Annotated in this window: 12 protein-coding genes; 6 read left to right on the top strand and 6 right to left on the bottom strand. The window is 36.4% G+C overall.

Features of this window, described 5'->3' with window-relative positions; all coding sequences use genetic code 11:
• The first annotated feature begins 40 nt into the window (after window positions 1–40).
• Window positions 41–1,780 carry an S-layer homology domain-containing protein gene (locus ACUXEY_RS17575; RefSeq protein ID WP_461301236.1) on the top strand — a complete coding sequence of 580 codons (1,740 nt, stop codon included), beginning with the start codon at window positions 41–43 and terminating at the stop codon, window positions 1,778–1,780.
• A gap of 40 nt (window positions 1,781–1,820) precedes the next feature.
• Here ACUXEY_RS17575 and ACUXEY_RS17570 read toward each other — a convergent pair whose 3' ends face one another.
• Complete coding sequence (locus ACUXEY_RS17570) at window positions 1,821–2,690, bottom strand: Cof-type HAD-IIB family hydrolase (RefSeq protein ID WP_461301235.1); 870 nt, start codon at window positions 2,688–2,690, stop codon at window positions 1,821–1,823.
• A gap of 134 nt (window positions 2,691–2,824) precedes the next feature.
• Here ACUXEY_RS17570 and ACUXEY_RS17565 point away from each other — a divergent pair, with 134 nt between their 5' ends.
• Entirely contained in the window at window positions 2,825–3,442 is a 618-nt protein-coding gene (locus ACUXEY_RS17565; RefSeq protein WP_461301234.1) for a DNA-3-methyladenine glycosylase, read from the top strand.
• A gap of 179 nt (window positions 3,443–3,621) precedes the next feature.
• Here ACUXEY_RS17565 and alsD read toward each other — a convergent pair whose 3' ends face one another.
• Both alsD and alsS read right to left on the bottom strand, forming a co-directional pair.
• Window positions 3,622–4,380: an alpha-acetolactate decarboxylase gene (gene alsD / locus ACUXEY_RS17560; protein WP_461301233.1), complete on the bottom strand. Its 759-nt coding sequence runs from the start codon at window positions 4,378–4,380 to the stop codon at window positions 3,622–3,624.
• 16 nt (window positions 4,381–4,396) lie between these two features.
• Window positions 4,397–6,085, bottom strand: coding sequence for an acetolactate synthase AlsS (alsS, locus tag ACUXEY_RS17555; protein WP_461301232.1), 1,689 nt, complete (start codon window positions 6,083–6,085; stop codon window positions 4,397–4,399).
• Between the two features lie 398 nt (window positions 6,086–6,483).
• Here alsS and ACUXEY_RS17550 point away from each other — a divergent pair, with 398 nt between their 5' ends.
• Both ACUXEY_RS17550 and ACUXEY_RS17545 read left to right on the top strand, forming a co-directional pair.
• On the top strand, window positions 6,484–7,041 hold the full coding sequence (locus ACUXEY_RS17550; RefSeq protein ID WP_461301231.1) for a DUF1700 domain-containing protein: 558 nt from the start codon (window positions 6,484–6,486) through the stop codon (window positions 7,039–7,041).
• A 24-nt stretch (window positions 7,042–7,065) separates the two neighbouring features.
• Window positions 7,066–7,686 (top strand): NDxxF motif lipoprotein, encoded by a 621-nt coding sequence (locus ACUXEY_RS17545; RefSeq protein WP_461301230.1) that lies wholly within the window; start codon window positions 7,066–7,068, stop codon window positions 7,684–7,686.
• Window positions 7,687–7,727: 41 nt separating this feature from the next.
• On the opposite strand, the gene ACUXEY_RS17540 is transcribed toward ACUXEY_RS17545, so the two are convergent.
• Window positions 7,728–8,084 carry a YlbF/YmcA family competence regulator gene (locus ACUXEY_RS17540; RefSeq protein ID WP_461301229.1) on the bottom strand — a complete coding sequence of 119 codons (357 nt, stop codon included), beginning with the start codon at window positions 8,082–8,084 and terminating at the stop codon, window positions 7,728–7,730.
• Between the two features lie 142 nt (window positions 8,085–8,226).
• The gene (locus ACUXEY_RS17535; protein WP_461301228.1) at window positions 8,227–9,363 is read right to left on the bottom strand and encodes a DUF445 domain-containing protein; all 1,137 of its coding nucleotides are present in this window, start codon (window positions 9,361–9,363) and stop codon (window positions 8,227–8,229) included.
• 134 nt (window positions 9,364–9,497) lie between these two features.
• Between ACUXEY_RS17535 and ACUXEY_RS17530 the strand changes: the two genes are divergently transcribed.
• Complete coding sequence (locus ACUXEY_RS17530) at window positions 9,498–10,550, top strand: YheC/YheD family protein (RefSeq protein ID WP_461301227.1); 1,053 nt, start codon at window positions 9,498–9,500, stop codon at window positions 10,548–10,550.
• A 20-nt stretch (window positions 10,551–10,570) separates the two neighbouring features.
• A complete protein-coding gene (locus tag ACUXEY_RS17525) occupies window positions 10,571–12,031 on the top strand; it encodes a YheC/YheD family endospore coat-associated protein (protein WP_429600926.1) in 1,461 nt (486 codons plus the stop codon).
• 16 nt (window positions 12,032–12,047) lie between these two features.
• On the opposite strand, the gene ACUXEY_RS17520 is transcribed toward ACUXEY_RS17525, so the two are convergent.
• Window positions 12,048–12,293: a hypothetical protein gene (locus tag ACUXEY_RS17520; RefSeq protein ID WP_071759244.1), complete on the bottom strand. Its 246-nt coding sequence runs from the start codon at window positions 12,291–12,293 to the stop codon at window positions 12,048–12,050.
• Between the last annotated feature and the right edge of the window lie 28 nt (window positions 12,294–12,321).

Raw genomic sequence — 12,321 nt, 5'->3', positions numbered from 1 at the left:
TCTTAACACGCAATAAAGACTATTACGTGTTAAAACAACTATGAAAAAAAAGCTTTACAACATTTTAGCACTATCTTTGGCATTACAAACATTTATAGCACCTACCCATTCATTCGCAGAAAGTATAGAGAAAACTGCGGAATTGTCTATGGATGAACAAGCTTTAAAAAGCATTGAAGAACATGCAAAACAGCATAGACATGACGAAGAAAACGACCTTGAAATCTCGGGTGAATATCTTCTCCACTTATCAACAAAACTTCCACTATACGATTCAAACGACTTAAAAACCAAAACAAATATTGAAATTGCTGAACCGGTAGTAAAGGCAACGAAGAAAAAAGGGAATGCATATTATATACAAACTACATTTGGTTCTGGCTGGGTTAATAAGGAAAGTAATAGTCTAGAAGTACAAGAGATTCATAAACTTTCGAATCAAAAACTAATTGTAACAGAAGAAACATCAGTATATTCGTTCCCTTTCCAATCATTTAAAGAAGAAAAGACGTTACAGCCACAAACAGTAACTCCTACTGAACAAGCTGGGAATTGGTTTAAAATTCAAACGAACGGAACTGAAAAATGGATTTATGCTCCTTCAGCGACATTTGAAGGTACGAAAGCATCATTATTTGAAAAAACAGGTTCTATCGAAAAGAGAAGCGCAACTTTCTTCAAAACACCATCTAATTTGCCTACAAATAACGTTTATGGTGTTACATTTAAAGAAATGATCGTTCCAAAAGGGAATGAAAACATTCGCCCTGGCTACGCAATGGAACCGAAATACATTACAATTCATGAAACTGCTAATACAAGTAAAGGTGCTAACGCTTTAAATCACGCGAAGTACTTAGATAGCCAAGCACGTGGAAATACGGATCGTTCAGCATCTTGGCATTTTACAGTAGACGACAAAGAAATTTATCAACACCTTCCATTAAATGAAGTTGGTTGGCATGCTGGAAATAAGACAGGAAACTATGAATCTATCGGAATTGAAATTGCTGTGAATAGTGATGGAAATTATGCGAAAGCGGTTGAAAATGCGCGCAAGTTAGCTGCTTATTTAATGAACGAATTAAACATATCTCTAGATCACGTTCAAAAGCATCAATTTTGGAGCGGAAAAAACTGCCCTGCATTTATGATTCAGCGCGGACAATGGGATGCTTTCTTAAAAGGCACGAACGCTTACTATAATGAAAATCGTAAAGATGTTATGCCGCCGCCAGAAGTCCCTCATGAAAAAGACGACATTACAGGCGGGTGGTATGAGCAAGACATTCGTCAGTTAGCAGCTAGAAAAATCATGTTCGGTGACGGAAATGGTTCTTACTGGCCAAACCGCCTCGTAACACGAGCTGAATTTGCAAATTTAATGTCGAGAGCTTTAAATTTACCTGCTGGAAACGCTAAATTTACAGACTTAAACGAAGCACATCCATCTTTAGTAGACGGCATTAATCGTGCCGCTAGCGCAGGTATCATTAGTGGCCGTGGGAATAATAAATTTGATCCAACCGCTACAATAAAGCGTGATGAAGCTGTTATTATGATTGACCGTGCATTAGCATATAACTCAATTTATAGAAAAGAAATGAAATTACCATTCACTGACCAAGATTTAGCATACGATAAGAAGGCATTACAAAATGTTTACGCATACGGAATCGTAAAAGGAAATGAACGTAATGAATTCGTACCAAAAGGCACAGCAACACGTGCTGAAGCAGCTGCATTTTTAAATCGAATGCTTAAGGTTATTGAAGCTTAAACATGAAAAAACGTAGCGTTTTCGCTACGTTTTTCTTTCATCATTTCGGTGTATTTTTATGATTCTTCAAAAACGGAAGCGGGAATTGCTTACGGAAATGTTCTTTAATCATATACTCTACACCATTTTCACTATTTGAACGTGTAATCCAGTCGGCTGCTTGCTTTAACTCTACAGGCGAGTTCCCCATCGCTACCCCGAGTCCTACATTTTCAATTACTTCTAGATCTTCTAAACTATCTCCAATTGCAACCATTTCGTTTAGCGAAATATTTAAATGCTCTCCAAGCAATTGTAATCCACGTAATTTTGATACATTTTGCGGCAAAATTTCTATTCGTTTTGAATCGCACTCAACATACTCTATATCTTGAAATGCTTTTCTTAATGTATTTAACCCTCGTTCTTTTTCACCTTTACTTTGGAAAATAACATCAATTTTTGGCGCTGCTACTGGATGATCACGAAGCGCATCACCTAACGAGTCTACAAATTGAACTGGATAAAATAATGGATCTGCACTTGATAATACAGTACGTGCAATTAAGTTTGGTGTATTTCTCTCACGATTTCCGATTGAAAACCGTTCATGAGAAATGCGAACGTTACAATCAAAGTGCTCTAACACTTGCACAATGTTAAACGTCTTCTCTTCCGATAATCTTCTTTGAAAATACGGCTTATCTAACGTTGCTGAAACGAAAGCACCACCGTGTGTCACTAATATAGAATCTAATTTTAACGCCTTTGCTACTTTATGAGCAGATTGAAAATTACGGCTCGTAAATAATGTAACGTATACGTCTTTTCTTTTCACAAATTCAATTGTTTCTCTTAATCCTTTTGCAATTTTTCCGTTGTTGTATAGTAGTGTCCCATCTATGTTAAGAGCTAGTAAGCGATAAATCATGTCGCACTCCCCCTCTTCGCTGTTGTACTCTATCCATAATTTATGAAATAAATGTAGCAAATAGAACGAGTTAGAATTACTACTGAAAATTTGGTTTACTATATACATATACACTTAGTAAAGGAGATAGTACAATGCAAGCACCACCTTCCTTTTATGAAGGCGATACGTTAGAAGTCGCAAAGAAATTACTCGGACAGAAACTTGTACATATTGTAGACGGAGTAAAACGAAGCGGAATCATTGTAGAAGTAGAAGCATACAAAGGTCCCGATGATAAAGCCGCGCATAGTTACGGAGGTAGACGAACAGATCGCACGGAAGTTATGTTTGGTGCACCAGGACATGCTTACGTATATTTAATTTACGGTATGTATCATTGTTTTAACGTCATTACAGCGCCAATTGGTACCCCGCAAGGAGTGCTCATTCGAGCCCTTGAACCAGTAGATGGAATAGAAGAAATAAAACTAGCGCGCTACAACAAAACAGACGTTACAAAAGCGCAGTATAAAAATTTAACGAACGGACCTGGCAAACTATGCCGTGCACTCGGAATTACTTTAGTAGAACGGGGCGTATCGTTACAAAGTGACACATTACATATTGAACTCGTCCCGGAAGAAGAACACCTATCATCACAATATGAAATAACAGCAGGACCTCGTATTAACATCGACTATGCAGAAGAAGCTGTACATTATCCGTGGCGTTTTTATTATGAGGGGCATCCATTTGTTTCAAAGAAATAAACGATATCAACGATTTTCCGAATATATCTATCGTAACTTGCAATATATCAACGATTTTTCAAATATATCTATCCTAACTAAAAATATATCAACGATTCGACAAGGAATATCGACTTACCGACAAATAATGACATTACGAATAAAAGAAGACTGTTCCAAAATGGAACAGTCTCTCCCTTTTACTCCGCACCTTCCGCAGTCGCAATATTATCCTCTAAGTTTTCTCTAGATAATTCAGCCGCCATAAAGTCAGCTGTTTCTGGAAGTGCTAAATGCATATGAGCTTTTTGACAAATTTGGATCGTACAGTTTTCAACAACATAATCGAAAACATGTCCGCCTCCGCTTCTTTCATCATCAATATAATGTAAGTGAAAACCAGCTACACCAATACCTTGCGCATAATCTGGTGTCCAAAATCCAGCTAGCGTACCTTCTGTATCTTTAAATGAAAAGATTGGTTGTGATTTCGTCACTTCAACGAGCGGTGTATACGGTTTTTCTTGTCTTGGAACAGTTCTCGTTCTTACTTCACGGAACGTACCATCCATTCGAATACCATAAAATAGGTTTTTACTAGGCATCAATTCATGTAATAAAGCTTCCACTTCTTCACGATTCATTGGATGCTCTACTGTATAACTCATTTCTTTTTCAAAAAACGTTACAGTCGCAAACGGTGTTGTTTCTTCTGGTTCTACTTTTTCTGCTGAACCATCTGAACGTAAATGATAAAATTCATTATCAAACGCGATCATTTCACCATCTAATTGATCAAATGTGCCGATGCCGAAATCACCACGTTCTTTCAATTCCTCAAAGCTAATCACACCATCATATATACCATCTAATAGCGCAAGCATTGTAGATGTTTGATATACTTCATTACTCATTTTCGTTTTTTTTGCATCAATATCGATTAATTGCGCAACAGTCATCTCAAATCTGCCTCCATTAGTTTAATTGGTTTGGTAATAATTTTTCGCTTAATTTAATGTTATCACGGTAGTCGATTGGAATATCAATAATGACAGGACCGTCTGCTGCTAGTGCTTCTTTTAATACCCCTTCTAATTCATCAGGCGTGTTAACACGAAGACCTAACGCCCCGAAACTTTCCGCATATTTCACAAGATCAACATCGCCAAACTCTGTAGCTGATGTTCTGCCGTATTTCATCATTTGTTGGAATGCAACCATATCATATGTGCCGTCTCTCCATACAAGATGGACGATTGGAGAATTTAAACGTACCGCTGTTTCTAACTCCATCGCTGAGAATAAGAAACCACCGTCACCTGATACGGAAACTACTTTTTTACCTGGTTCTACTAAAGTAGCAGCGATTGCCCAAGGAAGTGCAACACCTAACGTTTGCATGCCGTTACTAAATAATAATCTACGTGGTTCATAAGAACGGAAACATCTCGCCATCCAAATAGAATGGGAACCGATGTCACATGTAACGGTTGTGTCGTCACTAATTAAAGAACGAAGTGTACGAATCACTTGAAGCGGATGCGTAACACCTTCTGAAGGACGATTTGGAACTTCTGCTTGTTCTGATAATTTCGCGCGTAATCGTTCTAATACCGCTTCTGATTTCGTACTTAATACAAGTTTCGGTAATTTTTCTGCGATGCTATTTACTGTTAAGGCAATATCGCCAATTAATTCACGCTCTGGTTGGTAATCATGATCGATATCTGCTTGATGGTCATCAAGGTGAATAATCGTTCTGTCTCCAAGTTTATTCCAGAATTTTGGATCATACTCAATTGGATCATAACCGATAGAAATAACAAGGTCTGCCTCTTCTAGTAAAATATCACCTGGTTGGTTACGGAATAGTCCAACACGGCCGAAGAAATGATCTTCTAACTCACGTGAAATGGCACCAGCTGCTTGATATGTTTCAACGACAGGTAATTCTGTATCCGCAATTAATTCACGAACAGCTTTCGTCACTTCATTTGTGCTCGCTCTCATACCGAGTAAAATAACCGGTAATTTTGCTGCTTTTATTTTATCTACTACATATGTAATATCATGTGTGGGAGCGATTCCAAGCTGTGGCTTAGAAAGCGCACCGATAGACCCTACAGTCGTTTCCGCAGTCATAACATCTTGCGGAAGACTTACTAAAGTAGCGCCTGGATTTGTAGAAGTCGCACTTCGGAATGCATTTGATAGTGCTTCTGGCACATTATCAGGATGCTCTACTTCTACGCTATATTTTGTGATTGGTTCGAATAGTGCAGCATTATCCATAGATTGATGCGTACGTTTCAATCTATCAGTACGCGGAACTGCACCAGCTAAAGCAACAACGGGATCACTCTCCGCATTCGCAGTAACAAGACCTGTCGCTAAATTTGATGTCCCTGGTCCTGAAGTTACAAGACACACACCCGGTTTCCCTGTTAATCTACCAATCGCGGCTGCCATAAATGCTGCGTTTTGTTCATGACGACAAACAATTAACTCTGGTCCTCTTTCTTGCAGTACATCAAATACAGAGTCAATCTTCGCTCCTGGAATACCGAAAACATGTGTAACACCTTGTTTAATTAAACAATCAACAACAAGATCTGCTCCTTTTGTTTTTGTCTTCACGTCGTTTGCTTTTACATCTGTACTCAAACTAATCATTCCTTTATTTCATAATGTGTGTAATAAAGATTTTTAATTTCACCTAGTTAATTAATGTGGTGAAGTATTATTTATCATTATATTACAAATACATTATTTTTCCAAGAATATGAATTTGACATTATTTTGACAACTACCAGAGAATACGCTTACAATCCTTTATTTATCTTAAAATAACATTTTTATATCTCCTCTAAAAATACATAAAAAACTTCCATCTCATCACGGTACCAAAAGGTTTACAGTACCTTGCAAAGAACACTAGTAAATGATATATTTGTAAATATTGGAATAACCATTAATTGGAATAGCATTCGTGATTCGTATCCCCTTTCAAAAGATAAGATTCTCAGCTTTAATTCATCATTCTATAAAGGAAAGTGATTGTTATGAACAAAAGTGAATTTTTGGAACAACTTAGTTCTTCCCTGCGGAATATGCCCAATGTAGAAAAGAAAGATATTATTTCGGAGTATGAAACTCATTTTATCAGTGGGAAACAAGATGGGAAATGTGAAGAAGAAATTGCTAGAAAACTAGGAAACCCTAAAACGATCGCGAAAGAACTTAATGTTTCCTATGCAATACAAAACGCTGACAAGAAACAAAACTTCAAAAATATGATAACCGCACTATTTTCTGTTATGAGCTTAAGTGTTTTAAACTTTGCCTTTATCATTATCGCCTTTTTCGTACTACTCTTTTTATTACCGATTCTTCTAGCACTTATCATTGCCACTCCATTCTTAATCATTTCACCTATTTTATTAATAGGGCTAGGATTTTTCAAAGGGTTTCATCAAATTAGTTATTCCGATGTTTATAATGTGTTCATCGCTTTTTGCGTCGGTTTACTCATATCTGTCATATGTTATCAAATGATAAAACATTTATACGCAGCTTTAGTTAAGTACTTGAAATGGAATGTAGCTATTTTACAAAGATAATAACGAATGTAAAAGGAGATTCATATGAAAAAGCATATTTTATATACACTCATGTTACTTACAATTTTATTTCTATCAGCTTGTTCACACGATTCACAATCTAATGAAGCAAATGATATACGATATGATAAATTAGATGATGTGCAATCTATTAAAGATGTTACGATTAAAATTCCAGAAACTATATTTAGTTCCTCAAAAAAGAACGAAACGATTAACGAAGACGAAATGAAACAAAATATAAAAACGTATTTAGATTATAGCGGAGAGTTATACGAAAACATCGTCCCACTTTCGTCAGCCATGTCTGACGAGGAAGTCACGGCATCCGATCGGGAGAAATTAAAACAACTAGTAGATTTAGCAAAACAAAACGATGCGAACTTCCATAATTTTATTAGTAACAATACGATCCCTGATGATTACAAACAACCTTCGAAGGAAATTCATGATTACATTTCAGCGTCTACGGCACTTTCAGTAGAACTAGAGCAAGAATTAGACAAACTCGCTCAAGATGGTAACTTATTCAAAACTAATTTTTCTTTTACAAAACGCTTTGAGAAAGTGAATGGTAGGAAGCAAAAAGAAATTGAAACATTTTTGAAGGCGAAGAATATTGAAACGGAGTACTTTCACAAATAACAAACAAAAAAGACGCCCCATCCGAGGGGCGTCTTCTGCTATTACGCTTGTTGTTGTGCGTTATATAAATCTTCAAGTGGCTTCATGATAATTTTGTTAACGTCAGTGATAACGATGTTTAGGCGTTGTTCAGTTTCCATTAACTTTGTAATTTTAGCATCTTGTTGAATGCGAGCTACAACTTCTTGTGCTTTCTGGTTATCTTCTTCAGTGATTTCTTGACCTTGCATCATTTTTTGTTGTAGGCCAAGTTGCATTGTGCGGAACTCATCGAATAAGTTCTTTGAAGCTGCGTCGCCTTGTACTGCTACGTAGCTTGCTTTTAATGTTTGGAAATCTTCGTTTTCAGCGATTGCTTTTTGTAATTCATATGCAACATCATGAATGTTTTTTGTCATTTTATTTTTCCTCCTTTAGAAGGCTAGCACTTGTCATGCGCACTGCCTTTTAAGTACGTTTACATACGCACCTCTTCTTACCATATCAAACTATGCAAGAGATGTGAAGAAATTTCACTTTTATTTCTATGTACTTATCTTATTATTTAAGGAATAGCAGTAATAATCCTTGCACGAGTCCAATCATTCCGCCTAATAAAGCACCTAAATACGTAATCATTTTTAGTTCATTTTTTGTAATGGACAGCACTAAATCTTCTAGTCTCTCCGTTGAAAATGTGGACACTTCTTGCTGGACAATTTCCGCAAGATGGAGATTCTTTAATATACTCGCTACGTTTTCTGTCCCCCACTTCAAGCCTTTCGTTACTGCACTTGGGACTACCTTTTCCATAATTGTTTCTCGAACTGGCTCACATACTTGCTGCACAGATTGGTTTAAAAACTTACTTACTGTTTCCTCAACTTTAACTGCTGACAATATGGAGCTTACAATCATTTCTTTTTCTACAAACGTTTCTAATTCTTTTACATCTCTTCCTTTTAACTTTTCCCACTCTTTTTGCAATACATCAGTTAAAAGCTGTTTTGTGCCATCTTGCGCTAAAAACTTAATAACCTCTGGCTGCACACGATCCACTACACTTACATTCCCTAAAAACATTCCGACTAAGTTAAGCAACGTTCCCCTAGAAGCAAAGAAATCATCAATCATTTTTGAAAGACGTGCTTTCCCTTCTTCACTTTCAAAAAATTGAGTTGCTCTTCCTAAAATAAACGCCGAGAAATTTGGAATCGCATTCTCAATTTTTTCATGAACAGAATGGGGTAAAGCTTGTTCCCATGTATATGTATAGTACTCTTCTAAAAATGCCTCAATCTTTTCTGTAATCACATGTTCAATTTTCTCGGTCGCTTCTTTTTCTACATGCGCTACGTTCCATTTTTCTAACATTTGTCGTAGTGATTGTTCATTCGTCATTACTTTATCCACTTCTACTTGTGCCCAGTGGATTAAACCTTTTTGAAACTCTTCATTCGTTAACTTCTTTCCGATTCCTTCTGGCGTTAACAAATGCTCGACAACCATTTTTCCTAATTGAACCGCAAGTTCATCGCGGCGCTTCGGAATTAATCCTGGTGTAAATGGAACTTGAAATTTCCCAATATAAATAGGACGATGAGGCCGAAATAACATTTTTATCGCTAAATGATTTGTGAATCCTCCAATAATTGCTCCGAGCCCTGTCGTCGTTAACATACTTAACCATATATTCATTACAATCAACCTTTCGCTTCGCCAAAACTATAGCATATCATCATACGGACAAAAGTATAATGGTATAAAAACGTATTTGCAATATATAGCTTCGCCTATTGTGCCAACATTTTGTTAGTAAAGGAGTGATTTCGTTGGTTCTTGGTATTTTAACTTCTCAGCCTCATTATGAGCAAACGTATTACACCGAAATCGCTAAACGCGCTCGGCTTTATCATAATGTCGTTGCCCAGTTTACGCCATTTAGTATTGATCCTAAAACAGATCTTATTTCTGGTCTGATTTATGATACTGATACAGGAAAATGGAAAGAGCAAACATTCCCTATTCCTTCTTATATATACGATCGTTCTTCTTTTAACGAGGACACAAACTTCGAAAAAGCAAAGTCAATTATTCACTCATTACACAACCGTGCTTCCACTACCTTTTTAAATAACACACTCATTGACTTAAGCGAACTGCATGATGTATTTCTCACGAATAAAAAATTATCTCCTTATATACCAAAATTTGAAATAGCGACGATACAAAACATTTTCAAACTGTTATTAAAAACAAAAGATATTATTATACGTCCTACTAACACACATTCCAATGAAAGTCTGTACCGGGTCGCTTATAAAAACAAAACGTTTCATATCGATACGATAAATGCCGCCTATCGTACTTCTGTCCCAATCAAACGGACAGATGAATTTATATCTTGGTACAAATGTAATATACGTTCAGCACGTTACATTACCCATACAATGCTGCAACCACCAAATCAATTGACATACCCACTTCATATTCGAACCATTTTACAAAAAAATAAAGAACAGAAGTGGAACGTTATCGGTCAATTTATACAAAAAAGCTCATTTCCGAATCAACTCTTACTTTCGGCAACGGATGATTCTTCGCTACATTCATTTTCAAAAATTAAATACGTATTATCTAGTACCGGTGTACAATTATTACAAGACGCTTTACAAGACATTATAAATGAAGTGTTTCAAACATTAGATCAATCTTATTCTTCTTTATTCGAGCTAGAGCTTTCCACCATTATGGATCAAAAAGGGGCCATTTGGCTTATGTACGTCAACACGATTCCCCCGTACGAACATTACATTCGCCATAGTGATTCATTAGCCGAGAAAATATATCACGGACCGCTAAAGTTTAGTCGCTTCACACCATAACGAAAGGAGGTAATTTCATTTTGAAAGAGCACATATATACATTAAATATTTCAGATGAGCATCCAAATAGTATTACTTTACCTTATATTTTTTCCATTACACCACCAATTGCATCCCTTTCCTTCGGCGTACGCCATGTTGCAAGTGAAGAGGTAAAAATTCATTATTCCTTTACTCGTGAAATCATTATTGGAAAACAAATTGCAGAGAAGCTTTTGCTTCCTCATTCCACTACCATTCATGCATTCACACAAAATGAAACGATTATTTTCGGACCATTAATCGGTATTTTCACAACTGGTTTTAACGATGATTCTTCTAATCCTTTAGGAAACCGCTCAACTTCTCTTGGCGAGTTACTCACGCCGCCATTCACTTTGCGACCATTTGTATTCGTTTTTGGTGTGCAACATATAGACTGGGAAGATGAAACAATTGAAGGGTATTTCTTTCAAGAGGAAAAATGGATTAAGAAAAAAGTGCCTTTCCCGAATGTCATTTATGACCGCTTACCAAATCGCAAAGCCGAAAATTATAAACCGATTGTAAGAGCAAAAAGAAAATTAGAGCATGACTATGCTATTCCATGGTTTAATCCAGGATTTTTTAATAAGTGGGAAGTGCATCAACTTCTTATGAAAGACGAATCAATCATGCCATTCTTACCAAACACAGAAACATTCCAACACTTCGAACAAGTAGAACGATTTCTCGGAACGTATAAATCGATTTACATGAAACCGATTCACGGCAGCTTCGGTAGAAATATTCATCAACTATTTTATTCTCAAGCAGAGAATTGCTATTACTGTCGTTATCGCGAAAATGAAGAAAACAAACTAAGAAAGTATCAATCATTAGAAACGCTTCTAAATCATGTGTTAAAAGGACATGATTTAAAAAAATTTATCGTACAACAAGGTATTTCCTTGCTTCGCTTCGATGGGCAACCTGTTGATTTTCGTATTCATACAAATAAAAATCATTTCGGCCAATGGATGGTCAGTGCAATCGTCGCAAAAATTGCTGGAAAAGGTAGCTTAACAACGCATGTAAATAGCGGTGGTGATACGAAATTACTGCAAGAACTTTTTCCGGATTCCACGAAACAAGTACAAATTGAAAATAAGTTAAAGCATACAGCTTTACAAATTAGTTACGCGCTCGATGAGCAAGTAACCGGAAATATTGGAGAAATCGGTTTTGATATCGGTTTAGACACGCAAGAAAACCCGTGGCTCTTTGAAGCGAACTCTAAACCTGGGCGAACTGTATTCCAAGACGCCAAGTTAAAAGAACAAAGTGAACTAACGCGCCAATTATTTTACGAATATGCCATCTACTTAACTGAACATTCTTTGCGTGATGCAAAAGAAAAAATGTCTCAAATAAAATCAGGAGCTTCCTCAACTACCAAGCATATCCCGTCCCCTATGATTCACTCACAAATACGAAAACAAAAACTTCCACCTCATTCATAAGGTGGAAGTTTTCTATTTACACAAGTTTTACTACAACCTCTGTTTCCACATTACATACTCCACAATAAAAAATATGATTGCAGTATTCATTTGAATTATTATTTGTTAATCCATCTACTGCACTTAATAACTCTTGGTCCATATACGCACTATAATCGTCTATGTAATCTACAGTTTTCCCATAATCTTGGAGTATACTTTGGCAATTTTGACAAGAATATGTTTGTGATTCTAATGCGTTGCAAAGCGGGCAAATTCCCATCACGATTCCTCCATACGTTATCAGTACA

The sequence above is a fragment of the Bacillus sp. F9_6S_D1_P_5 genome (assembly GCF_054823925.1).
This window is presented reverse-complemented; position numbering and strand designations above follow the sequence as displayed.